The 25,183-nt window shown below is 67.9% G+C and carries 23 protein-coding genes; 8 read left to right on the plus strand and 15 right to left on the minus strand.

The window, feature by feature from the left end; genetic code table 11:
- Positions 1-230: 230 nt before the first annotated feature.
- The 12 genes from VES41_RS01880 to VES41_RS01935 form a co-directional block, all read right to left on the minus strand.
- Positions 231-995, minus strand: a complete 765-nt coding sequence (locus tag VES41_RS01880) for an enoyl-CoA hydratase (protein ID WP_324812265.1) — start codon at positions 993-995, stop codon at positions 231-233.
- A gap of 23 nt (positions 996-1,018) precedes the next feature.
- Positions 1,019-1,615 carry a 2-hydroxychromene-2-carboxylate isomerase gene (locus VES41_RS01885; RefSeq protein WP_324812268.1) on the minus strand — a complete coding sequence of 199 codons (597 nt, stop codon included), beginning with the start codon at positions 1,613-1,615 and terminating at the stop codon, positions 1,019-1,021.
- A gap of 31 nt (positions 1,616-1,646) precedes the next feature.
- The gene (locus VES41_RS01890) at positions 1,647-2,393 is read right to left on the minus strand and encodes an SDR family oxidoreductase (RefSeq protein ID WP_324812271.1); all 747 of its coding nucleotides are present in this window, start codon (positions 2,391-2,393) and stop codon (positions 1,647-1,649) included.
- 4 nt (positions 2,394-2,397) lie between these two features.
- On the minus strand, positions 2,398-3,216 hold the full coding sequence (locus VES41_RS01895) for a thioesterase family protein (RefSeq protein WP_324812274.1): 819 nt from the start codon (positions 3,214-3,216) through the stop codon (positions 2,398-2,400).
- Positions 3,217-3,294: 78 nt separating this feature from the next.
- The gene (locus VES41_RS01900) at positions 3,295-4,491 is read right to left on the minus strand and encodes an acetyl-CoA C-acyltransferase (protein ID WP_324812276.1); all 1,197 of its coding nucleotides are present in this window, start codon (positions 4,489-4,491) and stop codon (positions 3,295-3,297) included.
- Positions 4,492-4,504: 13 nt separating this feature from the next.
- Positions 4,505-6,904, minus strand: a complete 2,400-nt coding sequence (locus VES41_RS01905) for a 3-hydroxyacyl-CoA dehydrogenase/enoyl-CoA hydratase family protein (protein ID WP_324812279.1) — start codon at positions 6,902-6,904, stop codon at positions 4,505-4,507.
- 33 nt (positions 6,905-6,937) lie between these two features.
- Positions 6,938-7,408 (minus strand): DUF2147 domain-containing protein, encoded by a 471-nt coding sequence (locus tag VES41_RS01910; RefSeq protein WP_324812281.1) that lies wholly within the window; start codon positions 7,406-7,408, stop codon positions 6,938-6,940.
- A 5-nt stretch (positions 7,409-7,413) separates the two neighbouring features.
- Positions 7,414-9,210 (minus strand): acyl-CoA dehydrogenase C-terminal domain-containing protein, encoded by a 1,797-nt coding sequence (locus VES41_RS01915; RefSeq protein WP_324812283.1) that lies wholly within the window; start codon positions 9,208-9,210, stop codon positions 7,414-7,416.
- A 72-nt stretch (positions 9,211-9,282) separates the two neighbouring features.
- Complete coding sequence (locus VES41_RS01920; RefSeq protein WP_324812286.1) at positions 9,283-9,981, minus strand: TetR/AcrR family transcriptional regulator; 699 nt, start codon at positions 9,979-9,981, stop codon at positions 9,283-9,285.
- 178 nt (positions 9,982-10,159) lie between these two features.
- Positions 10,160-11,008, minus strand: coding sequence for a fumarylacetoacetate hydrolase family protein (locus tag VES41_RS01925; protein ID WP_324812289.1), 849 nt, complete (start codon positions 11,006-11,008; stop codon positions 10,160-10,162).
- Positions 11,009-11,075: 67 nt separating this feature from the next.
- Positions 11,076-11,822 carry an SDR family NAD(P)-dependent oxidoreductase gene (locus tag VES41_RS01930; RefSeq protein ID WP_324812292.1) on the minus strand — a complete coding sequence of 249 codons (747 nt, stop codon included), beginning with the start codon at positions 11,820-11,822 and terminating at the stop codon, positions 11,076-11,078.
- On the minus strand, positions 11,819-12,553 hold the full coding sequence (locus VES41_RS01935) for an SDR family oxidoreductase (RefSeq protein ID WP_324812295.1): 735 nt from the start codon (positions 12,551-12,553) through the stop codon (positions 11,819-11,821). The genes VES41_RS01930 and VES41_RS01935 overlap by 4 nt, the downstream gene beginning before the upstream one ends.
- A 149-nt stretch (positions 12,554-12,702) precedes the next feature.
- Here VES41_RS01935 and VES41_RS01940 point away from each other — a divergent pair, with 149 nt between their 5' ends.
- The 7 genes from VES41_RS01940 to VES41_RS01970 all read left to right on the plus strand — a co-directional run bounded on the left by VES41_RS01940 (position 12,703) and on the right by VES41_RS01970 (position 19,875).
- Positions 12,703-13,419 carry a FadR/GntR family transcriptional regulator gene (locus VES41_RS01940; protein WP_324812298.1) on the plus strand — a complete coding sequence of 239 codons (717 nt, stop codon included), beginning with the start codon at positions 12,703-12,705 and terminating at the stop codon, positions 13,417-13,419.
- A gap of 62 nt (positions 13,420-13,481) precedes the next feature.
- Positions 13,482-14,468 (plus strand): sialic acid TRAP transporter substrate-binding protein SiaP, encoded by a 987-nt coding sequence (locus VES41_RS01945; protein WP_324812301.1) that lies wholly within the window; start codon positions 13,482-13,484, stop codon positions 14,466-14,468.
- A gap of 157 nt (positions 14,469-14,625) precedes the next feature.
- Positions 14,626-15,183 carry a TRAP transporter small permease gene (locus VES41_RS01950; RefSeq protein WP_324812391.1) on the plus strand — a complete coding sequence of 186 codons (558 nt, stop codon included), beginning with the start codon at positions 14,626-14,628 and terminating at the stop codon, positions 15,181-15,183.
- Between the two features lie 37 nt (positions 15,184-15,220).
- A complete protein-coding gene (locus tag VES41_RS01955) occupies positions 15,221-16,615 on the plus strand; it encodes a TRAP transporter large permease (RefSeq protein ID WP_324812303.1) in 1,395 nt (464 codons plus the stop codon).
- 49 nt (positions 16,616-16,664) lie between these two features.
- Positions 16,665-18,191: an altronate dehydratase family protein gene (locus VES41_RS01960; protein ID WP_324812305.1), complete on the plus strand. Its 1,527-nt coding sequence runs from the start codon at positions 16,665-16,667 to the stop codon at positions 18,189-18,191.
- 42 nt (positions 18,192-18,233) lie between these two features.
- On the plus strand, positions 18,234-19,295 hold the full coding sequence (locus VES41_RS01965; protein WP_324812307.1) for a malate/lactate/ureidoglycolate dehydrogenase: 1,062 nt from the start codon (positions 18,234-18,236) through the stop codon (positions 19,293-19,295).
- Between the two features lie 94 nt (positions 19,296-19,389).
- Complete coding sequence (locus VES41_RS01970; protein WP_324812309.1) at positions 19,390-19,875, plus strand: DUF2501 domain-containing protein; 486 nt, start codon at positions 19,390-19,392, stop codon at positions 19,873-19,875.
- A gap of 48 nt (positions 19,876-19,923) precedes the next feature.
- Here VES41_RS01970 and katG read toward each other — a convergent pair whose 3' ends face one another.
- Entirely contained in the window at positions 19,924-22,188 is a 2,265-nt protein-coding gene (gene katG, locus VES41_RS01975; RefSeq protein WP_324812312.1) for a catalase/peroxidase HPI, read from the minus strand.
- 134 nt (positions 22,189-22,322) lie between these two features.
- Positions 22,323-22,991 (minus strand): nucleoid occlusion factor SlmA, encoded by a 669-nt coding sequence (slmA, locus tag VES41_RS01980; protein ID WP_324812314.1) that lies wholly within the window; start codon positions 22,989-22,991, stop codon positions 22,323-22,325.
- A 124-nt stretch (positions 22,992-23,115) separates the two neighbouring features.
- Between slmA and galE the strand changes: the two genes are divergently transcribed.
- Complete coding sequence (gene galE / locus VES41_RS01985) at positions 23,116-24,132, plus strand: UDP-glucose 4-epimerase GalE (protein ID WP_324812318.1); 1,017 nt, start codon at positions 23,116-23,118, stop codon at positions 24,130-24,132.
- Positions 24,133-24,284: 152 nt separating this feature from the next.
- On the opposite strand, the gene argB is transcribed toward galE, so the two are convergent.
- Entirely contained in the window at positions 24,285-25,178 is an 894-nt protein-coding gene (gene argB, locus VES41_RS01990) for an acetylglutamate kinase (protein ID WP_324812321.1), read from the minus strand.
- Between the last annotated feature and the right edge of the window lie 5 nt (positions 25,179-25,183).

Consider the following 25,183-nt stretch of genomic DNA (forward strand, 5'->3'; position numbering starts at 1 on the left):
CCGGAGATCGAGCAGACGAGCACACAGCTGCAAGGCGTGGAGCAGCAGGTGGCGCTGCTGCAGCAGCAACAGCGCGAACACCACCGGGGGCGCGACCTGACGCAGGGACACGAGCGCGGCCTGACGATGTAGGCCGGCGCAGATGCCCAGCGTCTCGGGCAGCGCACCGCACCGCGGTTGAACGCAGAGCGACCGGCCCGAGGCGCTTTCCACCCGGGCAGCGTTCCGCTTCAGACCTTGCTGAAATCCGGCTTGCGCTTCTCCATGAACGCGGTGAACGCCTCACGGGCGGCCGGCTCGCGCAGCATGCGGCGGAAGCTATCGCCCTCCTCGGCGATGCGCTCGGGCAACTGGGCCGCCGGCGCCTTGCGAAGAAGCCGCTTGGTCTCGACCAGGGCCGACAGCGGCTTGGCGGCCAGCTTCCGGGCGATGCCGCGCGCGACGCCGTTGCACTCAGTGGGCGGCACGACGCGGTTGACCAGGCCGACCTCCTGGGCCGCCTCGGCCATGAAGGGCTCGCCCAGCAGCAGTGCCTCGGCCGCACGGTGGTAACCGAACATCTGCGGCACCAGCAGGCTGGAGCCGAACTCCGGGCACAGGCCGAGGTTGACGAAGGGCATCGAGAAGGCGGCGTTGTCGCCGGCGACGACGATGTCGCAATGGAACAGCAAGGTGGTGCCGATGCCCACTGCCGGACCGCACACCGCAGCGACGACGGGCTTGGCGAAGCCCGACAAGCCCTTCATGAAGCGGAACACGGGCGAATCCTGCCCGGCCGGTGGCGCATTGAGAAAGTCGCCCAGGTCGTTGCCGGCACTGAAGATGGTTGCGTCGCCCTGGATGAGCAGAACGCGCACCGCCGGATCGGCCGCAGCCTGCTCGACGGCATCGGCCATCGCGCCGTACATGGCGGACGTGATGGAGTTCTTCTTCTCCAGGCGGTTGAAGGTGACGGTGGTGACGCCGTCTTCGGTGTGGACGAGGATGTCGCTCATGGCTTGGTGCTTCTCGGGTTGATTCAGTTGCTGGAAAGTGCTTCGCGTACGAAGTCGAGGCGGTCCTGTCCCCAGTACATCCGGCCTGCGACGAACATGGTGGGCGCGCCGAACACGCCTCGCTCCACTGCCTCTTGCGTGACGGCCTTGAGGCGATCCTTGACGTCCTGCTGCCCGCACAGCGCCACCAACTTCCCGGCGTCGAGGCCGGCTTCGTGCAGCACGGCACCCACGACGGACGGATCGTTCATGTTGCGGCCGTCCACCCAGATGGCCTTGAACACGGCATCCACGTACGGCCCGAAGCGATCGGGCTGATGCATCTGCAGCGCGACGGCGCCGCGCATGAGCATCAGCGTGTTGATGGGAAAGTGCGGATTGTGCCGGTACGTCACGCCGTAGCGCTCGGCAAAGCGCGCCAGGTCGGCGAGCATGTAGGCGCCCTTGGCCGGCACCTCCACCGGCGAGCGGTTGCCGGTCGCCTGGAACACGCCGCCCAACAGGAACGGGCGCCACACGAGTTCGGCGCCGCTCTGCTCGGCGATGCGCGGCAGCTGGCTGTAGGCCAGGTAGGCGGCAGGGCTGCCGAAGTCGAAGAAGAACTCGACGGTCTTGCTCATCAGGGGTGTCTCCTTGTCATGTTGTGCCGGCTCAGAAGCTCTCGCACCAGGGACGCAGGTCGAGCTCGTGCGTCCACGCGTCGCGCGGCTGGCGGTGCAGCATCGCGTAGGCGTCTGCGATGTGCTCGGGATCGAGGATGCCGCCCTGCTCCTTGAGTGCGTAGCGCTCGGGGAAGTTGCTGCGGATGAATTCGGTGTCGATGGCCCCGTCCACGACCACGTGCGCCACATGGATGCCCTGCGGCCCCAGCTCGCGTGCCATGCTCTGCGCCAGCGCGCGCAGCGCCATCTTGGCGCCCGAGAACGCGCCGAACTTGGCGCCGCCGCGCAGCGAGGCGGTGGCGCCGGTGAACAGGATGGTGCCGCGGTGACCGCTTGCCGGCATCGGCCGCGCCACCATGCGCCGGGCCACCTCGCGCGCGTTCAGGAATCCGCCGAAACAGGCCATCTCCCACACCTTGAAGTACTTGCGGGCGGTTTCGGTGAGGATGCTTTCAGGCACGTTGGCGCCGATGTTGAACACCATCACCTCGATCGGGCCGACCTCGCGCTCGATCCGCTCCACCAGTTGCACCACCTCTTCTTCCTTGCGCGCGTCGCTGGCGAAAGCGTGTGCCCGGCCGCCGTCGGCTTCGATCTGCGCCACCAGCGGCTGCAGCTTGTCGAGGCTGCGCCGCGTCACGCAGGCAGCGTAGCCCTCGCGGGCGAAGCGGCGCGCGATGGCACCGCCGGTCGCATCTCCGGCGCCGACGATCAGTGCTGCGGGAACGGCGGTCATGGGTTCATTCCTTGTAGTAGACGATCTGGTTGCTCGTGGCGAGCAGGGCGCCGGCCTCGGACCACAGCTGCGCGCTCTGGTCGAAATAGCCGTTGAAGAAGCGCTGCGCCCTGGCGCGCCCGAGCAGGTATCCGGTCCCCACCCCGGCCAGGACGTTCGCGTCGGCATGGAAGTACGTGGTGATCGACACCGTGCCGGCCGGCACGCGCGTGGCGCGACGCAACCACACACGCGGGAAGAAGAGGTCGCTCATGGCCGCCAGCGAGGCGAAGTCCAGCGCACGCTGCGGCGCCTCGCGCAGCCACAGGCGGCTTTCGCTGTCGGTGCCGCTGCCGTCCCAGACCGACGGCGGCTTGCCGCTGATCGGGCGCATCTCGTACTGGGCGAGCCAGGCCACGCCCTCCGGGCCGATGCGGATCGGCTCGACGTCGCTCGGGCGCGGCACCTCGGGCGGCGGCAGGTCGCTCTCGCTCCAGGTCTCGCGACGCAGCGCGGTCAGGACGGTCGCAGTCGTGTTCACCTGGCCATTCTGCGAGATGCTGACGGTCCAGTGCTGCGTGGAGCGGTTGGTGCGCACCGGCAATGCCAGGATTTCGAACGCCCCGGCCTCGATGGCGGCGGCGAAGTTCACGGTCAGCGACACCGGCTCGCCCAGAAGGTCCGGATGCTTGAGCACCGCCTGCAGCGCCAGCGCGGCCGTCGCACCACCGAAAGGCCCCACCATGTTCCAGTAGGCGGGGCTGGTCGTCCCGGTGAAAAGGCCGGAACGCAGGTCGCTGTGCTGCAGAGCCAGCGCCTGGTCGAAAGGATGAAGGGTCGTCATGCCGGCAGTGTGCGCCCGGGCCTCGTGCTCGCGCAGTCGTGTACGCGACGCGGAAGCGGCCCGGGCGGCAGCGTCGGTTCAGACGCGCTCGAAGATGCCGGCTGCGCCCTGCCCCATGCCGACGCACATCGTCACCATGCCGTACTTGAGCTTCCTGCGCTGCAGCGCATGCACCACGGTGGCCGAGCGGATGGCGCCGGTGGCGCCCAGCGGGTGGCCCAGGGCAATGGCGCCGCCCATCGGGTTGACCTTGGCCGGGTCCAGGCCGAGCGTGTTGAGCACTGCCAGGGACTGCGCGGCAAACGCTTCGTTCAGCTCGAACCAGTCGATGTCCTGCTGCTTCAGGCCGGCGTAGCGCAGCGCTGCGGGAATGGCCTCGATCGGGCCGATGCCCATGATCTCCGGCGGCACGCCCTTGCTGGCAAAGCTGACGAACCGCGCCAGCGGCTTGAGGCCGAACCGCTTGACGGCTGCCTCGCTGGCCAGGATCAGCGCACCGGCGCCGTCCGAGGTCTGGGAGCTGTTGCCGGCGGTGACGCTGCCGCGCGCGGCGAACACCGCGCGCAGCCGGGCGAGGCCTTCCAGGCTGGTGTCGGGGCGCGCGCCCTCGTCCAGGCTCACCGTGCGGGTGCTGGCGACGGACTCGCCGGTTTCCAGGTTGGCGGTGCGGTCGGTCACCTCGATGGGCGTGATCTCGTCGGCGAACTCGCCGGCCTGTTGCGCCGCCAGGGCGCGCTGGTGCGACTGCAGCGCGAAGGCGTCCTGCGCCTCGCGGCTGACGTTCCATTGGCGCGCCACTTTCTCGGCCGTCAGCCCCATGCCGTAGGCGATGCCCACGTCGCCTTCGCGCTCGAAGATTGCCGGCGACAGCGAGGGCGAATTGCCCATCATCGGCACCATGCTCATGCTTTCCACGCCGGCGGCGATCATCACCTCGGCTTCGCCCACGCGGATGCGGTCGGCAGCCATCTGCACCGCCGACAGGCCGGAGGCGCAGAACCGATTGACGGTGATGCCGCCGACGGAGGTCGGCAGCCCGGCCAGCACGGCGCCGATGCGCGCCACGTTCAGGCCCTGCTGCGCCTCCGGAATGGCGCACCCGCAGATGATGTCCTCGATGGCCTTCGGGTCCAGGCCCGGGGCCTGCGCCAGCGCGGCCTTGAGCGTGGTCGCCAGGAGGTCGTCCGGGCGGGTGTTGCGGAAATAGCCGCGATGCGAGCGGCCGATCGGCGTGCGGGTGGCGGCGACGATGTAGGCGTCTTGAACTTGTTTCATTGTCGGCTCCGGATCAGTTGCGCACGGGCTTGCCGGTGTTCAGCATGCCCATGATGCGCTCCTGCGTCTTGGGGTTCAGGATCAGCGAGCAGAAGGCCTTGCGCTCGAGCGTCATGAGGTATTCCTCGGTCACCAGGGTGCCGGCGTCGACGTCGCCGCCGGTGACCACGCCGGCGATCAGGCTGGCGATGTGGAAATCGTGTGCGCTGATGAAGCCGCCGTCGCGCATGTTGACCAGTTGGCCCTTGATGGTCGCGGCACCGCTGCGGCCGGCCACCTTGAACTTGCGCTTGAGTGGCGCGCGCCAGCCGGCCTCGCTCATCGCCTTGACCTGCTGCAGGGCCACGTAGAGCAACTCGTCCTTGTTGGGCACGATGATGTCGCTGTCGAGCAGGTAGCCGAGCTGGCGCGATTCCAGGGCGCTGGTGCCGACCTTGGCCATGGCAGCGGCGGTGAAGCCTTCGGTGAGGAACGGCAGCAGGTCGTTGCCGGTGGAAGCCTCGGCGCGCTCGGCGGCGCGGCGGGCAATGTAGGTCAGGCCGCCCGCGCCCGGAATCAGGCCGACGCCCACTTCCACCAGGCCGATGTAGCTTTCCATGGCCGCCACCCGGGCCGCCGAATGGATGGCCAGCTCGCAGCCGCCGCCCAGCGCCATGCCGCGCACGGCGGAAACCACGGGCACGCCGGCATAGCGGATGCGCAGCATCACGTCCTGCAGCGCCTGCTCGGCCCCTTCGACGGCGCTGATGCCGGCCAGCGCGAAGGCCGGCAGCATGGCCTGAAGGTCGGCGCCGACGGAGAACTTGTCGTCCGGCGACCAGATCACCATGCCCTTGTATTCGCGTTCTGCGAGCGCCACCGCCTCGGCCAGCGCCTCGGCCACGTCGGGGCTGATGGCGTTCATCTTGGAGTGGATCGAGGCGATCAGCACCTCGCCGTCCAGCGTCCAGACACGCACGTCGCCCTCGTCGCTGATGGTGGTGCCCGCGTCTTCGGCGCGCTGCGCCTGGTCGCCGAGCACGCCTTCGGGGAACAGTTGCCGTGCATGCACCGGCAGCCGGCGCTGCGGCACGAATCGCTGCTCGCTCGCGCTCCACGAGCCTTCGGGCGTGTGCACACCGCCCGCGCGCGCGACCGGCCCCTCGAACACCCATTGCGGCAGAGGCGCCTTCGACAATGCCTTGCCGGCCTCGATGTCCTCCTGGATCCATTGCGCCACCTGCGTCCAGCCGGCTTGCTGCCACAGCTCGAACGGGCCTTGCCGCATGCCGAAGCCCCAGCGCATGGCGAGGTCGACGTCGCGCGCGCTCTCGGCAATGGTCGCCAGATGAACCGCGGCATAGTGGAAGCTGTCGCGCAGGATGGCCCACAGGAACTGGCCCTGCGGCCCTTCGCTCTCGCGCAGCAGCTTCAGGCGCTGCGCCGCCGGCTTCCTGAGCATGCGGCCGTAGACCTCGTCCGACTTGGCACCGCCGGGAACGTAGTCGTCCTGCGCCAGGTCGTAGCGCAGGATGTCGCGGCCGACCTTCTTGTAGAAGCCCGCCTTCGTCTTCTGGCCGAGGTTGCCCTTCTCGATCAGGCGCGCCAGCACCGGCGGCGTGGCGAAGTTCGGGTAGAAGGGGTCGGTCTCTTCGTTCAGGTTGTCCTGCAGCGTCCGCACGACGTGGGCCATGGTGTCCAGGCCCACCACGTCAGCGGTGCGGAAGGTGCCCGAGCTCGCCCGGCCGAGCTTCTTGCCGGTCAGGTCGTCCACCACGTCCGGCGTGAGCCCGAACTTTTCCACTTCCTTCAAAGTGGCCAGCATGCCCGCGATGCCCACCCGGTTGGCGATAAAGTTGGGCGTGTCCTTGGCCCGTACCACGCCCTTGCCCAGGGCGCTGGTGACGAAGGTCTCGAGGTCGTCCAGCACGTTCGGCTCGGTGGTCGGCGTGGCGATCAGCTCGACCAGGAACATGTAGCGCGGCGGGTTGAAGAAGTGGATGCCGCAGAACCGCGGCTTGATCGCCTCGGGCAGGGCCTCGCTCAGCTTGGTGATCGACAGGCCGGACGTGTTCGACGCCACGATGGCGTGCGGCGCCACGTGCGGCGCGATCTTCCTGTAGAGGTCGAGCTTCCAGTCCATGCGCTCGGCAATCGCCTCGATCAGGAGGTCGCACTCGCCCAGTCTGGCGAGGTCGTCCTCGTAGTTGGCCTGCTCGATCAGCTCTGCATCTTTCGCCACGCCCAGCGGTGCGGGCTTGAGCTTCTTGAGGTTGTCGATGGCGCGGCTGACGATGCCGTTCTTCGGGCCTTCCTTTGCGGGAAGGTCGAACAGCACGACCGGCACGCGCACGTTGACCAGGTGCGCAGCGATCTGCGCGCCCATCACGCCGGCGCCGAGCACGGCGACTTTCTTGACTTGGAATCGGGACATGGGGGTTCCTTCGAAAGGAATGAATTCGTGTATTTACCGGACGCGCGTCCAGGTCTGCGTGCGCCAGAAGGGGCCGAGGTAGCCACGCACCTCCAGCTTCGCCCCGCCGTCTACCGGCGTGAAGCTGGCGCGGTACTCCTTGCCGTTCTCGGGGTCGAGGATCTTTCCGCCCTCCCAGACGCTCTTGCCTTCGGCCTTCGCGCCGCCGCGGATGATCTCCAGGCCGGCGATCGGCTGGCCCTTGCGCTCGTCGGTGCATTCGTCGCAGCGCGTCGCCGCCCCCGGGCGCAGCGTCTTCTCGATGCGGCCCTCGAGCGCGCCGCCGCGCTCGACGATCCGGATCTCGGCCTTGGCCTCGCCCGACTTGTCGTCGACGCTGCGCCAGGTTCCGACGGGCGTCGTCTGCCCGAAGGCGCTACCGGCGCCCAGCAGCAACACACCGACGAGCGCAGCGAGCCCCGTCCGGGAAAACCTGCGAAGCACGGTAGCCTGGGAAGGGGTCATGTCGTTCAGGCCAGTGCGGCGTCGGTGTCCATCAGCGACCGCGCGCCGGCGCGCGCCGTGCGCATCAGCGTCGCCGTCTCGGGGAACAGCTTGGCAAAGTAGAAGCGCGCCGTCTGCAACTTGGCCTTGTAGAACGGATCGGTGTTGCCGGCGGCGATCTCGCGCAGTGCCACCTGCGCCATGCGGGCGAACAGGTAGCCGAACACGAAGTGGCCGGCCACGCGCAGGTAGTCCACGGCAGCGGCGCCCACTTCGTCCGGGTTCTGCAGGCCCTTGAAGCCGATCTCGGTGGTGAACTTGGTGAACTGGTCGCCCAGGCCGGCGATCGGGTTGATGAACTCGGCCATCTTCTCGTTCACGCCTTCCTCTTCCACCAGCTGCGCCACCAGCTTGCCGAACTTGCGCAGCGTGGCGCCGTTGTTCGACAACACCTTGCGGCCCAGCAGGTCCAGCGACTGCACGGTGTTCGTGCCTTCGTAGATCATGTTGATGCGGTTGTCGCGCACGAACTGCTCCATGCCCCATTCCTTGATGAAGCCATGGCCGCCGAAGACTTGCATGCACGCGTTGGTGGCGATGTGGCCGTTGTCGGTGATGAAGGCCTTGACGATCGGCGTGAGCAGCGCGACCAGGTCGTCGCTGTCCTTGCGCACCTTCTCGTCCGGGTGGTGGTGCGCCTTGTCCAGCAGCAGCGTGCAGAAGATCTGCAGTGCGCGGCCGCCTTCCGCGTACGCCTTGGCCGTCAGCAGCATCTTGCGCACGTCCGGGTGCACGATGATCGGATCGGCTTCCTTGTCCTTGGCCTTGGGGCCGGACAGCGAGCGCATCTGGATGCGGTCCTTGGCGTAGGCCAGCGCGTTCTGGAAGGCCACCTCGGTCAGGCCCAGCGACTGGTTGCCCACGCCCAGGCGCGCCGCGTTCATCATGACGAACATCGCCTGCAGGCCCTTGTTGGGCTCGCCCACCAAGGTCCCGGTGGCGCCCTCGATGACGATCTGGGCGGTGGCGTTGCCATGGATGCCCATCTTGTGCTCCAGGCCGGCGCAGAAGATCGGATTGCGCTCGCCCAGCGAGCCGTCGGCCTTCACGTGGAACTTGGGCACCACGAACAGGCTGATGCCCTTGCTGCCCTTGGGTGCGTCCGGCAGGCGGGCCAGCACCAGGTGGACGATGTTCGGCGCCATGTCGTGTTCGCCGGCCGAGATGAAGATCTTGTTGCCGGTGATGCGGTAGGTGCCGTCCGGCTGCGGTTCGGCCTTGGTCCGCAGCAGGCCCAGGTCGGTGCCGCAGTGCGGTTCGGTCAGGCACATGGTGCCCGTCCATTCGCCGCTGGTGAGCTTGCCCAGGTATGTCTTCTTCTGCTCGTCGGTGCCGTAGGCGTGCAGCGCCTCGTAGGCGCCGTGCGACAGCCCCGGGTACATGGTCCAGGCCTGGTTGGCGCTGTTGAGCATCTCGTACAGGCACTGGTTGACGACGAACGGCAGGCCCTGGCCGCCGTAGGCCGGGTCGCAGGACAGCGCCGGCCAGCCGCCTTCGACGAACTTGGCGTAGGCCTCCTTGAAGCCCTTGGGAGCGGTCACCTCGTGGGTCGACTTGTCGAGCGTGCAGCCCTCGGTGTCACCCGTGATGTTCAGGGGGAAGGTGACTTCGGCCGCGAACTTGCCGGCTTCCTCGATCACCGCGTTGAGCGTCTCGGCATCGACCTCGGCGTGGGCCGGCATGGCCTTGAATTCGTCGGTGACCTTGAGGACTTCGTGCAGCACGAATTGCATGTCGCGAAGGGGCGGGTTGTAGGCTGGCATGCGTGGCTCTCCTGGAGATTTAAGAAGCGTGTGACAAGGGGAAAGAAGAAAGACTGTTGGCGGGCCTGACCGTCAGACCACCGCCTTGAGCTTGTTGCGCGCCGGCGAAGGCTCGGCTGCCTGCTCGGCGGGCAGGTGCGCGCCCGGCGCCGCGCTGCGCGCAATGATGTTCGCGAAGCCGGTGTTGGCGCGCGCCAGCGACTGCGGGCTGCGCAGGAAGCGCGCCTCGTAATGCAATGCCAGGATCAGCGCATGGATCTCGAAGGCGATCTGACGTGCATCGGCCTCGGCGCGCAGGTGGCCCTCTTCCTTGGCCTGCTCGACGGCGCGCAGCATGGCGGCCAGCCAGATGTTGACGGACTCGGCCAGCGCGTCACGCACCGGCCCGGGCCGATCGTCGAACTCCACCGCGCCGCTGATGTAGATGCAGCCCGAGTCGATCTCGGCGGAACTGCGCTTCATCCAGTTGCCGAACAGCGCCGTCAGCCGTGGCAGGCCACGCGGGGCGGTCAGCGCCGGGTAGAACACCTCCTGCTCGAAGCGCGCGTGATATTCGCGCACCACCGAGATCTGCAGTTCCTCGCGCGAGCCGAAATGGGCAAACACGCCCGACTTGCTCATCTGCGTGACCTCGGCAATGGCGCCGATCGACAGTCCTTCCAGCCCGATCTGGGCGGCCAGGTTCAGCGCGGCGTCGACGATGACGGCCTTGGTCTGCTGGCCCTTCTGCGGGGCGCGTGCAGCCTTGGCGGGGGCTTTGCGGACGGGCATGGAAGTCTGAAAAATAATACGAACGATCGTTCTATTTTGCAGGAGCTTCGTCGCCGCGCCAAGTGCAAAGACCGGCCATCGTCAGGGGATATTCGCGGGCGCCCCCCGGCCGCTCGAAATGCGGGCGGGGCGCTGGCGCGCGCCATGTCGGCGCGCGCGGGCCATGCGAGCCGAAGGCTCAGAGCTTGAAAGGCACCACTTCCTGGCGCTGCTCGCCCAGGCCCTCGATGCCCAGGGTCATGACGTCGCCCTTTTTCAGGTACAGCGGCGGCTTCATGCCCAGGCCGACGCCCGGCGGGGTGCCGGTGGTGATGACGTCGCCGGGCTCGAGCGTCATGAACTGGCTCAGGTAGGAGACCAGCTTGGCAACGTTGAAGATCATCGTCCGGGTGTTGCCGGTCTGCATGCGCTGGCCGTTCACGTCCAGCCACATCGAGAGCTTCTGCGGATTGGCGATCTCGTCGCGGGTGACGAGCCACGGGCCGATCGGGCCGAACGTGTCGCAACCCTTGCCCTTGTCCCAGGTGCCGCCGCGCTCGATCTGGAACTCGCGTTCGCTCACGTCGTTGATCGTGCAGTAGCCGGCGACGAAGTTCAGCGCGTCCTTCTGCGACACATAGCGGGCGCGCGTGCCGATCACCACGCCCAGCTCGACTTCCCAGTCGGTCTTCTTGGAGCCCTTGGGCAGCATGACCGGGTCGTTGGGGCCCTGGATGCAGGAGATGGCCTTGGTGAAGACCACCGGCTCGGCCGGGATCGGCAGGCCGGACTCGGCCGCGTGGTCGGCATAGTTCAGGCCGATGGCGATGAACTTGCCGACGCCGGCAACGGGGCAGCCCATGCGCGGCTTGCCACGCACCAGCGGCAGCTTGTCGGTCTTGGCCTTCGCAATCCTGGCGAGGGCCGCGTCGCCCAGCTGCGCCGGGCCGATGTCCTTGACCACGGCGCTGAGGTCGCGCAACTGGCCGTTCGCATCGATGAGGCCGGGCTTTTCCTTGCCGGGGTTGCCGTAGCGGACGAGTTTCATGAGTTTCCTTTTCTAGGTTCTGGTGACGATATTTTCAGGCAGCCATGGCCACCGCAAGGCCCGCCGCTCAGTACGTGCTGCGGCCGCCGGACAGGTCGAACGTGGCGCCGGTCGCGAAGGAGCAGTCGTCCGTGCACAGCCATGCCACGGTGGCGGCCACCTCTTCGACCGTGCCGAAGCGGCCCATCGGGATCTTCGACAGCATGAAGACGATGTGCTCGGCGCTCATCTGGTCGAAGATCGCCGTCTTGACGGCCGCGGGGGTCACGCAGTTGACCCGGATGCCGGTGTCCGCCAGCTCCTTGCCCAGCGACTTTGTCAGCGCGATCACGCCGGCCTTGCTGGCGCTGTAGGCACTGGCGTTGGGGTTGCCTTCCTTGCCGGCCACCGATGCGATGTTGACGATGCGCCCGGCGTTCTGCGCCCGCATCTGCGGCACCACTTCGCGGCAGCAGATGAACAGGCCGGTGAGATTGACGTCCATCACCTGGCGCCATGCGTCCACCGGGTAGTCCCACACCTTGGCATTGGGGCCGGTGATGCCGGCGCTGTTGACCAGCGCGTCGATGCGCCCGGCATGCGCGATGGTGCCCGCCACCGCCTTGGCGACCGAAGCCTGTTGCGACACGTCCACCGCCAGCGCATGGGCGCTCTCGCCCAGGGCTGCGGCAGCCCGCTGGGCCGCGTCGCCATCGCGGTCCCACAGCGTGACGCTGCCGCCGGAGGCGATCAGGCGCTGGGCAATGCCCAGCCCGAGGCCCGACGCTCCGCCGGTGACGACCGCATGGCGGCCCTTGAAGTCGAGCTGGTTCATATGGTGATGCCTCCATCGGCGGCATAGGCCTGGCCGGTGACGAACTGCGCCTCGTCGCTGGCCAGGAAGACGATCAGCGGCGCGATTTCCTCGGGCTGCGCCAGCCGGCCCATGGGCTGGCGGGCAATGAAGGCCTTGCGCGCCTCGACCGGGTCGGCGTTGGCATTGATGCGATCGGCCAGCGACGGCGTGTCCACCGTGCCCGGGCACACCGCATTGCAGCGGACGCCGCGGGTGACGTAGTCGGCCGCCACGCTCTTGGTCAGGCCCAGCACCGCCGCCTTGGTGGTGCCGTAGACACAGCGGTTGGGCAATCCCTTGATGCTCGAGCACACGCTCGCCATGTTGATGATGCTGCCGCCGCCCCGTGCCAGCATGCCGGGCAGCACCGCCTGGATGGCCCGGAACTGGGCCCGGACATTGAGGTGGAAGGCGAACTCCAGTTCGTCATCGGTGGCCTGGTCGATGGCGCCGTTGTGCACTACGCCGGCGCAGTTGAACAGCACGTCGACCGCCGGCATGCGCGCCACCAGCGCGCCGATGGCGGCCTTGTCGAGCACGTCGAGCCTGGCGGCCGTGATGTTGGGCACGTTCGCATAGCGCGCCAGCAACTGCTCGTTGACGTCGGTGGCCCACACTTGCGCGCCTTCCTTCGCCAGCGCCAGCGCGCTGGCGTACCCGATGCCTTGTCCGGCCGCCGTCACCAGCGCCGTCTTGCCCTGCAATCTCATGCCTTCGTCTCCTGGAGGTTGTGCCCTGGACCCGCTGCTCCGGGTTTGGCCCGATGGGGGCGCTGCGGCGCCTCGCGTATTCTGAACTGGTCTTACCACTTGTCCAATTCGGGACAAGCCCTAAGACCCGGACCACAAGCCCAACGCCCGTGCCCATCCAGACCGTCGAACCGCAGCGCCTGTACCGCCAGATCGCCGAACAATTGCGCGCCCTGATCGCGCAGGGCGAGTTTGCGGTGGGCGCGCGGCTGCCCGCCGAGCGCGACCTATCGCGCCAGCTCGGCGTGAGCCGGCCCTCGGTGCGCGAGGCCCTGATCGCACTGGAGGTCGAGGGCTGGGTCGAGGTCCGCACCGGATCGGGTGTGTATGTGCTCGATCGCGCCGCCGCCGCGCCTGCGCCTGCGGTGGAACTGGCCTCGCCCGAATGGGGCCCGCTGGAACTGATCCGCGCCCGCCGCGTGGTCGAGGGCGAAACCGCCGCCATCGCCGCCTTGCAGCGCAAGGCGCGCGACGTCGACGCCATGACGCGCGCCATCGAGACCATGGGCGAACTGGCCGACCGCGGGGTGATGCCGCTCGAAGGCGACCGCGCGTTCCACCTGGCCGTCGTGCAGGCCTGCGCCAACGCCGTGCTGACCGAGACGGTCATCGGCTTCTGGGATTCTCGCAAGGGCCCGATCTTCACCCGGCTGGGCGGCTACTTCGAGACCGAGCAGTCATGGCGGCTGGCGATCGCCGAGCACGAGGCGGTGCGCGACGCGATCGCCGCGCGCGACGCGCAGGCCGCCCGCGCGGCCATGCACGCGCACATGGACAACTCGCACCGGCGCTTCAACACCAGCTGGCGCCGGGCCGGCAAGGTCTGAACGGCTGACACGGCGGGCCGCCGCCATTTGTTTTCAACCACCACAGAGAAGGAGACAAGGCAATGATGAACAAGCGCGATGCCCTCAAGACCCTCGGCGCCGCCGCCCTGGCCGCCACCGGGCTGCCCGCGGCGCGGGCACAGGCGACCAAGCTCAAGTGGGCGCATGTCTACGAGACGTCGGAGCCCTTCCACAAGTACTCGGTGTGGGCCGGCGAGGAAATCAAGAAGCGCACCAACGGCAAGTACGAGGTGGAGGTGTTTCCGGCCTCCACGCTCGGCAAGGAGGCCGACATCAACCAGGGGCTCACGCTGGGCACGGTGGACATCATCCTCACCGGCGCCAGCTTCGCCGGACGCAGCTATCCGCCGCTGGCGGTGTCGTACTTCCCGTTCATCTTCCGCGATGCCGAGCACCAGCTGAAGTACGCCAAGAGCGATGTGTTCATGGAACTGGCCAAGGGCTACGACGGCAAGACCGGCAACCACATCACGGCCCTGAACTACTACGGCGCACGCCACGTGACCTCGAACGCCGCCCACCCCGTGGCCAAGCCCGAGGACATGAAGGGCCTGAAGATCCGGGTGCCCGATGCGCCGGCCTACCTGGCGTTCCCCAAGTCGCTGGGCGCCAACCCGACGCCCATTGCGTTCGCCGAGGTGTACCTGGCGCTGCAGAACAACACGGTGGATGCACAGGAGAACCCGCTGCCGACCATCGAGGCCAAGAAGTTCTACGAGGTGCAGAAGAACATCTCGCTGACCGGGCACATCGTCGATTCGCTGCTGACCATCTGCTCGGGCCAGCTGTGGGCCAAGTTGTCGCCCGCCGAGCAGAAGATCTTCACCGAGGTGATGCAGGAAGCAGCCGAGAAGACCGGCCGCGAGATCATCGCCTCGGAAGAAAGGCTGGTCGGCGAGTTCAAGAAGAAGGGCCTGAACGTCATCACGGTGGACAAGAAGGCGTTCAGCGACGCGGTGCTGAAGAACACCAAGCCGACGGACCACGGGTATCGGCAGCAGGACTACGACCGCATCGTAGGGCTGTAACTCACCCCCAGGCTACCCTGCTTCGCAGGTCCGCCAGCCCCCTTCCAGGGGGCGCCATCTGCGGCCCGGCAAAGCCGGTTCCGCGATGGCCCCGAAGGGGCTTCGCTGCGCTTGCCGCGCGTGAGTCATGCACTGAAGGAAAAGCGTTTTGAACGATCTGAGCGAACAGAAAATCATTGATGACGAGGGGCACTTCCATGCCGAGGACGAGGCCGTGGACCTGTCCGACACCATCGTGGAGGGCTGGATCGCGCTGGCGCTGTTCTGGCTGCTGGGGCTGACGGTGTTCTACCAGTTCATCACCCGCTACGTGATGAACGACTCGGCCGCCTGGACCGAGGAGGTCTCGCGCTACATGCTGATCGGCGTGGTGTTCATCGGCGCGGCAATCGGCGTGGCGAAGAACACCCAGATCCAGGTGGACTTCTTCTACCGCCACATGCCGGCGGCGATGGGCCGCTGGCTCTCGCGCGCGGTCGACCTGCTTCGCATCGGCTTCTTCGGCGCCGCAGTGGTGATGACCGCGCAGATGATGGCCAAGGTCGGCAACACCTCGCGCATGACCATCGTCGACGCACCCATGAACATCGTCTACGGCATGTGCCTGTTCGGCTTCGCGGCAATGACGCTGCGATCGATCCAGGTGGCGCGGCTGCACTGGAAGCGCGGCTACAGCGTGCTGGAGCGGCCCGAGACGACGATGTCGGACCGCTGAACGCCGCGCAATCACGCTCACCACAGGCCGCAATCCCATGCTGAAAGTCTTCTTCCTCCTCTTCATGATGGGCGGCATTCCGGTCGCCATCGCCATGGCCGGCGCCTCGCTGGTCTACATCCTGGGCACCGGCAACCTTCCGCCGTTCGTCGTCATTCACCGGATGGTCGGCGGCATCGACAGCTTTCCGCTGCTGGCGGTGCCCTTCTTCATCCTTGCCGGCAACCTGATGAACAACGCCGGCATCACGACCCGCATCTACAACTTCGCGCTGGCGCTGGTGGGTTGGCTCAAGGGCGGGCTCGGGCACGTGAACATCGTCGGCTCGGTGGTGTTCGCGGGCATGAGCGGCACGGCGATCGCCGACGCGGCCGGCCTGGGCACGATCGAGATCAAGGCCATGAAGGAGCACGGCTATTCACCGGAGTTCGCCGTGGGCGTGACGGCAGCCTCGGCCACGCTGGGGCCGATCATTCCGCCCAGTCTGCCGTTCGTCATCTACGGGATGATGGCCAACGTATCGATCGGCGCGCTGTTCCTGGCCGGCATCCTGCCGGGCGTGATCCTCGCCGTGCTGATGATGCTCACGGTGGCGTACTTCGCCCACAGGAACAACTGGGGCGCGGACTTCAAGTTCTCGGGCTCGCGCCTGGCCAAGGCACTGGTCGAGCTGGCGCTCGTGGTCGCCTGGCCGCTGCTGCTGTGGCTGGCGGTGGAGAAGGCGGGCCTGCCGACGCAGCCCACGGTGATCGCCGGGCTGGTGCTGCTGTTCGTGCTCGACAAGATCTTCCGCTTCGAGGCCCTGCTGCCGATCATGACGCCGGTGCTGCTCATCGGCGGCATGACCACCGGGCTGTTCACCCCCACCGAAGGCGCCATCGCGGCCTGCGCCTGGGCGATGGTGCTCGGCTTCGCCTGGTACGGCACGCTCACCTGGAAGCGCTTCGTCAAGGTGTGCCTGGAGACCATCGAGACGACGTCCACCGTGCTGTTCATCGTGGCGGCCGCGTCGATCTTCGGCTGGATGCTGACCGCCACCGGCGTGACCACCGGCATCGCCAACTGGGTGCTCGGTTTCACCAAGCAGGCCTGGGTGTTCCTGCTGCTGGCCAACCTGCTGATGCTGTTCGTCGGATGCTTCCTGGAGCCCACCGCGGCCATCACCATCCTGGTGCCGATCCTGTTGCCGATCGCCACGCAGCTCGGGGTGGATCCGGTGCACTTCGGCCTGGTGATGGTGCTCAACCTGATGATCGGCCTGCTGCATCCACCCATGGGGCTGGTGCTGTTCGTCCTCGCGCGGGTGGCCAACCTGAGCTTCGAGCGCACCACCATGGCCATCCTGCCGTGGCTGCTTCCGCTGCTGGCCAGCCTGGTGCTGATCACCTACTGGCCAGCCCTGGTGCTGTGGCTGCCCAAGCAGTTCTACTGACACCGGCGCAAGATGCGCACATCAGAACGACAGACCCGCGAGATCCGCCATGAACCCGTACATCCGATTGCATCCCGGCGATGACGTCGTCATCGCGCGCAGCCAGCTGCTTGGCGGCACACCGGTCGAGGGCGTGACCGCCCGCGGCCTCATCCCGGCAGGCCACAAGATGGCCACCCGAGCCATTGCCGCAGGCGCACCGGTGCGGCGCTACAACCAGATCATCGGCTTTGCCAGCCGGCCGATCGAGCCGGGCGAGCACGTGCACACGCACAACCTCGACATGGGCCCGGACAAGGGCGACTTTGCCCGCGACTATGCCTTCGGCGCGGACGTCAAGCCGGCGCCGGCGCCCCGCGAAGCCACCTTCATGGGCATCCGGCGGCCGGGCGGACGCGTGGCCACGCGCAACTACATCGGCGTGCTGACCAGCGTGAACTGCTCGGCCACGGCGGCGCGTGCCATCGCCGACCACTTCTCGCGCCAGACCAACCCGGCGGCCCTGGCCGACTTTCCGAACGTGGACGGCGTGGTGGCGCTGACGCACGGCACCGGCTGCGGCATGGACACGCAAGGCCTGGGCATGCAGATCCTCAACCGCACGCTGACCGGCTATGCCACGCATGCCAACTTCGCCGGCGTGCTGGTGGTCGGGCTGGGCTGCGAGGCCAACCAGATCAACGCCTGGCTGTCCACCGGCAACCTGCGCGAGGGCGACAACCTGCGCGTGTTCAACATCCAGGACAGTGGTGGCACCCGCAAGACGGTGGAGCGCGGCATTGCGCTGATCAACGAAATGCTGCCTCAGGCCAACGCCGTCAGGCGCGAGCCCTGCTCGGCAGCGCACATCACCATCGGCCTGCAGTGCGGCGGCTCCGACGGCTACTCCGGCATCAGCGCCAACCCTGCGCTGGGCGCGGCCGTGGACCTGCTGGTGGCGCATGGCGGCACCGCCATCCTCAGCGAGACGCCCGAGATCTACGGCGCAGAGCACCTGCTGACGCGCCGCGCGGTGCGGCGCGAGGTGGGCGAGAAGCTGGTGCAGCGCATCAAGTGGTGGGAGCACTACACCGCCGTCAACCAGGGCGAGATGAACAACAACCCGTCGCCGGGCAACAAGGCCGGCGGGCTGACGACCATCCTGGAAAAGTCGCTGGGCGCGGTGGCCAAGGGCGGCACCAGCAACCTTGAAGCGGTGTACGAGTATGCCGAGCCGGTGGATGCGCATGGCTTCGTCTACATGGACACGCCGGGCTACGACCCGGTGAGTGCGACCGGGCAGGTGGCAGGCGGCGCCAACATGATCTGCTTCACCACCGGCCGCGGCTCGGCCTACGGCTGCGCGCCCTCGCCCTCGCTCAAGCTGGCGACCAACAGCGCCCTGTGGCAGCGCCAGGAGGACGACATGGACATCAACTGCGGCGAGATCGTCGATGGCAGTGCCGACATCGCCGGCATGGGCCGCCGCATCTTCGAGCTGGTGCTGGCCACCGCCTCGGGCCAGCGCAGCAAGAGCGAGCAGCACGGCTACGGGCAGAACGAATTCGTGCCCTGGCAGGTCGGTGCCGTGATGTAGCCGCCGGGCATTCGCCCGCACTTTTTCCGCGAAAGGGATTTCATGTCGAAGACGTTGCAGGCCGCGCGCCTGCGTGAACAGGTTGCCGCCATCCTGCAAGGTGCCGGCAGCGCCGCCGAAGAGGCGCGCACCGTGGCCGACAACCTGGTTCTGGCCAATCTGAGCGGACACGATTCGCACGGCATCGGCATGGTGCCGCGCTACGTGGACGCCGTGGCCGAGGGCGGGCTCCAGCCCAACACCGCAATGCGCGTGCAACTGGACGCCGGCACTTTGCTGGCGCTGGACGGCCGGCGCGGCTACGGCCAGGTGGTGGGCATGCAGGCCATGGAACTGGCGATCGCGCGCGCGCGCGAACTGGGCAGCTGCATCATGACGCTGGCTCACGCACACCACCTCGGGCGCATCGGACATTTCGCCGAAGCAGCAACCGCGCAGGGCCTGGTGTCGATCCATTTCGTCAACGTGCTGTCGCGCCCGGTGGTCGCGCCCTGGGGCGGCGGCGACGGCCGCTTCGGCACGAACCCGTGCTGCATCGGCGTGCCGCTGGCGGGACAGCCGCCCTTCCTGCTCGACTTCGCCACCAGCCGCGTGGCGCAAGGGAAGATGCGCGTTGCGCACAACAAGGGCGAGCGCGTCCCGCCCGGCCACCTGATCGACGAACACGGCCGGCCCACCGACGACCCGGGCGTGGTGGTGGTGCCGCAATCGAACGGGCTCTTCGGCGCCTTGATGACCTTCGGCGAGCACAAGGGGTACGGGATGGCCGTGGCGTGCGAACTGCTCGGCGGCGCGCTCAGCGGCGGCGGCACCTGGCACCGGCCGGCAGACCAGGCCCGCTCGGTCTACAACGGCATGCTGACGGTGCTGATCGACCCGGCCCGGCTGGGCACACAGGACGCCTTCGAGGCCGAGGCCCGCGCCTTCGTCGACTGGCTGCGCCAGGGCCCGCCGGGCGCCGGCTTCGAGGGCGTGCAGGTCGCCGGCGATCCGGAGCGGCGTGCCCGCGCAGCGCGCGAGCGCGACGGCATCGTGGTGGACGATGCGACGTGGGCGGAACTGGTCGCGGCCGGCGCCAAGGTCGGCGTGGCAGTGACGGATTGACGCAGACATGCGCAACCATTGCAAAAAGTTGCGCCAACGATCCTGATGCCGATGCGCTAAGGTTGCCCTTCATCCACCAATCAAGGAGCAACACATGAAGACCATGACACCGTGGCGCATCACCGGGCGGGCCGCCTTCCTGGCGGCACTGTTGTCAACCGGCCTGGCCGGCGCGCAAGCGCAGAGCCTGGATTCGCTCAAGGGGGCTGCCAGCAGCGCGCTGGGCGGCAGCAGCGGCGGCAGCAGTACCGGCGGCCTTGCAGGAATGGCCGGCATGGGCGGTGCAGGCATGGGCGGGATGAGCGCCGGCACCATGGGCAACGCCGCCGGCGTGCTGGAGTATTGCTTCAAGAACAACTACCTCAGCGGCGACAGCGTCTCGGCCGTCAAGGACGGCCTGATGGGCAAGATGGGCGGCACGTCGGCCGCTCAGTCCGACAGCGGCTACATGGACGGCGCCAAGGGCCTGCTCAAGGGCGGCGATGGCAAGACCATGGACCTCAGCGGCAGCGGCCTCCAGAAGCAGGTGACGCAGCAGGCCTGCGACTTCGTCCTCAAGCAGGGCAAGTCGCTGCTCTGACGCAAACGGCGCGCCCAGGAGGCACGCCGTCTTCGTGCGTGGCCGGCCTCAGCGCCGCGGCAGATCGAAGCGGTCGAGGTTCATGACCTTGGTCCACGCCGCGGCAAAGTCACGCACGAACTTCCCTTCGTCGCTCGCATAGACCTCGGCCAGCGCACGCAGTTGCGCATGGGCGCCGAACACCAGGTCGACGCGCGTGGCCGTCCACTTGGTCTCGCCGGTCTTGCGGTCGCTCGCCTCGTACTGGCCGCGCGCGCCGGCCACCGGCTTCCACTCGGTGCCCATGTCGAGCAGCTGCATGAAGAAGTCGTTGCCCAGATGGTCCTTCCTGCCGCCGAAGACGCCGTGCGCGCTGCCGCCGAAATTGGCGCCCAGTGCGCGCATGCCGCCGACCAGCACCGTCATCTCGGGCGCGCTGAGCGTCAGCAGTTGCGCCTTGTCGATCAGCAGCGTCTCGGCGCGGACGCCGTAGTCGGCCTTCAGGAAGTTGCGGAACCCGTCCGCCAGCGGCTCGAGCACCGCCATGGCCTGTACGTCCGTCTGCGCCTGTGACGCGTCGGTGCGGCCGGGCGAGAACGGCAGGGCCAGCGCATGGCCCGCATTCTTCGCCGCCTGCTCCACGGCGGCGTCGCCGGCCAGCACGATCAGGTCCGCCAGGGAAATCTTCTTGCCGGCGTCGGCGGATGCATTGAATTCGGCCTGGATGCCTTCGAGCGCCTCGAGCACCTTGGCCAATTGCTCGGGCTGATTGACGGCCCAGTCCTTCTGCGGCGCCAGCCGGATGCGTGCGCCGTTCGCGCCGCCACGCTTGTCCGAGCCGCGGAAGGTGGAGGCCGACGCCCAGGCGGTGGTGACCAGCTGCGACAACGTCAGGCCCGAGGCCAGCACCTTGGCCTTGAGTGCGGCCAAGTCCTTTTCGTCGACCAGGGGATGGTCGACTGCAGGAACCGGGTCCTGCCACAGCAATTCCTCGGCCGGCACTTCCGGGCCGAGGTAACGGGCGCGCGGACCCATGTCGCGATGCGTCAGCTTAAACCAGGCGCGCGCGAAGGCGTCGGCGAACTGGTCGGGGTTCTCCATGAAGCGGCGCGAGATCTTCTCGTAGGCCGGGTCGAAGCGCAGCGACAGGTCGGTCGTCAGCATGGTGGGCACCAGCTTCTTCGAAGGGTCGTGCGCATGCGGGATGGTCGCGCCCGCACCCTTGGCCACCCACTGGTGCGCGCCGGCCGGGCTCTTGGTGAGCTCCCACTCGTAGCCGAACAGGTTCCAGAAGAAATTGCCGCTCCACCGGGTCGGCGTGGTGGTCCACGTGACCTCCAGGCCGCTGGTGATGGTGTCCGCGCCCTTGCCGCTGCCGAACTTGTTCGACCAGCCCAGCCCCATCTGCTCGAGGTCGGCCGCCTCGGGCTCGGCGCCCACGTTGTCCGCCGGGCCTGCGCCGTGGGTCTTGCCGAAGGTGTGTCCGCCGGCGATGAGCGCCACGGTTTCCTCGTCGTCCATGGCCATGCGGCCGAAGGTGTCGCGGATGTCGCGGGCGGCAGCAATGGGGTCGGGGTTGCCGTCCGGGCCTTCCGGGTTGACGTAGATCAGGCCCATCTGCACGGCCGCGAGCGGGTTCTCCAGCTTGCGCGAGTGGACGTCGCCGTCGGCAGGGTCGTCCGAGACCAGCACCGCCTCGTCATCCGGCTTGGCCACGCCTTCGTCGCCGTGGGCGTACCGCACGTCGCCGCCCAGCCACTTGGTCTCGCGGCCCCAGTAGACGTCCTGGTCGGGCTCCCACGTATCTTCACGGCCGCCGCCGAAGCCGAAGGTCTTGAAACCCATCGACTCGAGCGCGACGTTGCCGGTCAGGATCATCAGGTCGGCCCACGAGATCTTGTTGCCGTACTTCTGCTTGATGGGCCACAGGAGCCGGCGCGCCTTGTCCAGGCTGACGTTGTCGGGCCAGCTGTTGAGCGGCGCGAAGCGCTGCTGCCCGCGGCCGGCGCCACCCCGGCCGTCACCCACTCGGTAGGTGCCGGCGCTGTGCCAGGCCATGCGGATGAACAGCGGTCCGTAGTGGCCGAAGTCAGCCGGCCACCAGTCCTGCGAGTCCGTCATGAGGGCGTGCAGGTCTTTCTTGAGCGCCGCCAGGTCCAGGCTTGCGAAGGCCTTGGCGTAGTCGAAGTCCTCGCCCATCGGGTTGGACTTGTGCGAATGCTGGTGGAGAAGGTCCAGCCTCAGCTGGTCCGGCCACCAGTCGCGATTGGTGGTGCCGCCGGTGCCGGCGTGGTGGAAAGGGCATTGGCCGTCGGCCGTCTTGGTGTCGCTCATGCGGGGCTCCTCTGGTTTCCTGCGTCTCGGAATAGAGGCCCCATTCTGCTGGCGCGTGCCGCCGCGGGGAATGGCATTTGACTATGCGCGGCATAGACGCGCGCGCCGCCTTTGACGCGCGACGCCGAGGTCGTTCAGACGAGCAGCGCGACGGCAGCGTCCAGGTGCTCGGACGGCAGCCGCCGAAAGCCCGAGCGCGCATAGCGCTGCAGGCGCCCCACTGCGAAGGCGGTCAGCGCCGAGGCACGCACCTGCGCGTCGACCGTGGGCGTGTCCGAGCCCTCGGCGAGGGCTGCCGGGCGCAGCGTCTGGCGCAGGGTCGATTCGAGCTTGTCGAAGAAGTTGTTCATGCGCTGCTGCAGCCGGTCGTTCTCGAACACCAGCGCGTCACCGACCATGACGCGGGTCATACCGGGGTTCTTCTCGGCGAACTGCATCAGCATCGTGACAATGCGAGCCGCCTGATGGGCACTGGCCTGCCGTTCGTCCCCGACAGCCGCAGGCCCCTGCTCGATGATCTGATTGATCAAAGTGAAGACGCTCTGCTCGATGAAGTCGATCAGGCCTTCGAACATCTGCGCCTTGCTGGCGAAGTGACGGTAGAGCGCGGCCTCGCTCACCTCGAGCCGCGCGGCCAGCGCAGCGGTGGTCACACGCTCGGCACCGGGCTGCTCCAGCATGGCGGCCAGCGTCTGCAGGATCTGGACGCGGCGTTCGCCGGGCTTGGGGCGCTTGCGCACGGGCGCTGGTGTGCGGTCCTCCGCCGAGGCCACAAGTCCGGGATCGCGCGACTCATCGTTCATGGGAGACCACAGAAAGTGTAATTAATTGATTCTCGCACGCCGCAGTGAGCACGCGCCTTCCGGGTCAACCCCGTGATTTCGCGCAGAATCATCCACTTTCCAGCCCTGCAGCGGAGGCTCAAAGATGAAAAATTACGTACTCGTGACCGGTGGCGCGGGCTACATCGGCAGCCACACCTGCGTCGCGCTCGCCGCCGCCGGATACACCCCGCTCATCCTCGACAACCTGTGCAACAGCAGCGCCAAGGTGCTGGATCGGCTGGCAACCATCAGCGGCGCGGCGCCGCGCCTGATCGAAGGCGACGTACGCGATCGCGCCCTGCTCGACCGCGTGTTCGCGCAGGAGCCCGTGCAGGCCGTGATCCATTTCGCCGGGCTGAAAGCAGTGGGCGACTCGGTGGTCGATCCGTTGCTCTATTACGACAACAACGTCAATGGAAGCCTGGTGCTGGCCGCCGCGATGCGCGCCGCCGGGGTCCGCACCCTGATCTTCTCGTCGTCCGCCACGGTCTACGGCGAGCCGGACGAGTCGCCCATCCCGGAAAGCGCGCCGACCCGCCCGGCCAACCCGTATGGCCGCTCCAAGCTGATGGTCGAAGAGTGCCTGGGCGACCTGTACCGGTCCGAGCCGGGCTGGCGCATTGCGCTGCTGCGCTACTTCAACCCGGTCGGTGCGCACGAGAGCGGCCTGATCGGCGAACACCCGCAGGGCAAGCCCAACAACCTGATGCCGTTCGTCAGCCAGGTGGCGGTCGGCACCCGGCCGGAACTGGTCGTGCACGGCGGCGACTACCCGACACCGGACGGCACCGGTGTGCGCGACTATGTGCACGTGATGGACCTGGCCGAAGGCCATGTGGCCGCCCTGCGCCATGCACTCGCCCAGCCGCAGGCGCTGCTGACGGTGAACCTGGGCACCGGCCGCGGATGCTCGGTGCTGGAAGTGGTGCAGGCGTTCGAGCGCGCCAGCGGGCGGCCGGTGCCGCGCACCATCGGCCCGCGCCGGCCCGGGGACGTGCCCGCCTACTGGGGCGACCCGGCTGCGGCCGCGGAGGTACTGGGCTGGCAGGCCCGCCGCACGTTGGACCAGATGTGCGCAGACAGCTGGCGCTGGCAGTCGGGGAATCCAGAGGGGTATTGACCGCAGCGGCAGGAGCGGCGCGGCCCCAAAGGCTGGCAAGCAAAGCGAAGCCCCTTCGGGAACACCCATGGAACCGGCTTGGCCGGGCCATCGGGTGTGCCCCCTCGAAGGGGGTTGGCGGACCTGCGAAGCAGGGTAGCCTGGGGGTGAGCCTACCTCGCCCTGATCATGGTGCCGTAGGCCTGGTCGCTCAGGATTTCGAGCAGCATGGCGTGCGGCACCCGCCCATCGATGATGTGCACCGCGTTGACGCCGCTCTTGGCCGCGTCGAGCGCGCCCTCGATCTTCGGCAGCATGCCGCCGGAGATGGTGCCGTCGGCGAACAGGTCGTCGATTTCGCGCGCCGACAGGTTGGTCAGCAGCTTGCCGTCCTTGTCCAGCACCCCGGGGGTGTTGGTCAGCAGCATGAGCTTCTCTGCCTTGAGCACGGTTGCCAGCTTGCCCGCCACCACGTCCGCATTGATGTTGTAGCTCTCGTTTTCCTCGCCGAAGCCGATCGGGCTGACCACCGGGATGAACGCGTCGTCCTGCAGCGCCTTGACCACGCCGGGGTCGATTGCCACGATGTCCCCGACCTGGCCGACGTCATGCTCGATGCTCGGATCGCCGCGGTCGGCCAGCTTGAGCTTGCGTGCCCGGATCAGGCCACCGTCGCGGCCGGTCAGCCCCACCGCCTTGCCGCCCGCCTGGTTGATCAGGCCGACGATGTCCTGCTGCACCTCCCCGGCGAGCACCCACTCGACCACTTCCATGGTTTCGGCGTCGGTCACGCGCATGCCCTGGATGAAGTGCCCCTTCTTCCCGAGCCGGTTGAGCGCGGATTCGATCTGCGGCCCGCCGCCGTGGACCACAACGGGGTTCATGCCGACCAGCTTGAGCAGCACCACGTCCTCGGCGAAGTCGGCTTGCAGGGCCGGATCGGTCATGGCGTTGCCGCCGTACTTGATGACGATGGTCTTGCCGTGGAACTTGCGGATGTAGGGCAGCGCCTGGGCCAGGATCTCGGCCTTGTCGCGCGGCGGAATGTTCAGGACGGTGTCGGTCATGAGCG

The organism is Variovorax sp., assembly GCF_035634955.1.
In the GTDB taxonomy this organism is placed as follows: domain Bacteria; phylum Pseudomonadota; class Gammaproteobacteria; order Burkholderiales; family Burkholderiaceae_C; genus Variovorax.

Excerpts from the sequence above, each read along its gene's own strand:
- VES41_RS01890 (WP_324812271.1), bottom strand. The coding sequence starts at position 2,393 with ATGACCGCCGTTCCCGCAGCACTGATCGTCGGCGCCGGAGATGCGACC.
- VES41_RS01955 (WP_324812303.1), top strand. The coding sequence starts at position 15,221 with ATGCTGAAAGTCTTCTTCCTCCTCTTCATGATGGGCGGCATTCCGGTC.
- VES41_RS01915 (WP_324812283.1), bottom strand. The coding sequence starts at position 9,210 with ATGCCAGCCTACAACCCGCCCCTTCGCGACATGCAATTCGTGCTGCAC.
- VES41_RS01910 (WP_324812281.1), bottom strand. The coding sequence starts at position 7,408 with ATGACCCCTTCCCAGGCTACCGTGCTTCGCAGGTTTTCCCGGACGGGG.
- VES41_RS01885 (WP_324812268.1), bottom strand. The coding sequence starts at position 1,615 with ATGAGCAAGACCGTCGAGTTCTTCTTCGACTTCGGCAGCCCTGCCGCC.
- VES41_RS01925 (WP_324812289.1), bottom strand. The coding sequence starts at position 11,008 with ATGAAACTCGTCCGCTACGGCAACCCCGGCAAGGAAAAGCCCGGCCTC.
- VES41_RS01935 (WP_324812295.1), bottom strand. The coding sequence starts at position 12,553 with ATGAGATTGCAGGGCAAGACGGCGCTGGTGACGGCGGCCGGACAAGGC.
- VES41_RS01965 (WP_324812307.1), top strand. The coding sequence starts at position 18,234 with ATGTCGAAGACGTTGCAGGCCGCGCGCCTGCGTGAACAGGTTGCCGCC.
- katG (WP_324812312.1), bottom strand. The coding sequence starts at position 22,188 with ATGAGCGACACCAAGACGGCCGACGGCCAATGCCCTTTCCACCACGCC.
- VES41_RS01945 (WP_324812301.1), top strand. The coding sequence starts at position 13,482 with ATGATGAACAAGCGCGATGCCCTCAAGACCCTCGGCGCCGCCGCCCTG.
- VES41_RS01960 (WP_324812305.1), top strand. The coding sequence starts at position 16,665 with ATGAACCCGTACATCCGATTGCATCCCGGCGATGACGTCGTCATCGCG.
- VES41_RS01880 (WP_324812265.1), bottom strand. The coding sequence starts at position 995 with ATGAGCGACATCCTCGTCCACACCGAAGACGGCGTCACCACCGTCACC.
- slmA (WP_324812314.1), bottom strand. The coding sequence starts at position 22,991 with ATGAACGATGAGTCGCGCGATCCCGGACTTGTGGCCTCGGCGGAGGAC.
- VES41_RS01920 (WP_324812286.1), bottom strand. The coding sequence starts at position 9,981 with ATGCCCGTCCGCAAAGCCCCCGCCAAGGCTGCACGCGCCCCGCAGAAG.
- VES41_RS01970 (WP_324812309.1), top strand. The coding sequence starts at position 19,390 with ATGAAGACCATGACACCGTGGCGCATCACCGGGCGGGCCGCCTTCCTG.
- VES41_RS01905 (WP_324812279.1), bottom strand. The coding sequence starts at position 6,904 with ATGTCCCGATTCCAAGTCAAGAAAGTCGCCGTGCTCGGCGCCGGCGTG.
- VES41_RS01895 (WP_324812274.1), bottom strand. The coding sequence starts at position 3,216 with ATGACGACCCTTCATCCTTTCGACCAGGCGCTGGCTCTGCAGCACAGC.
- VES41_RS01930 (WP_324812292.1), bottom strand. The coding sequence starts at position 11,822 with ATGAACCAGCTCGACTTCAAGGGCCGCCATGCGGTCGTCACCGGCGGA.
- argB (WP_324812321.1), bottom strand. The coding sequence starts at position 25,178 with ATGACCGACACCGTCCTGAACATTCCGCCGCGCGACAAGGCCGAGATC.
- VES41_RS01900 (WP_324812276.1), bottom strand. The coding sequence starts at position 4,491 with ATGAAACAAGTTCAAGACGCCTACATCGTCGCCGCCACCCGCACGCCG.
- galE (WP_324812318.1), top strand. The coding sequence starts at position 23,116 with ATGAAAAATTACGTACTCGTGACCGGTGGCGCGGGCTACATCGGCAGC.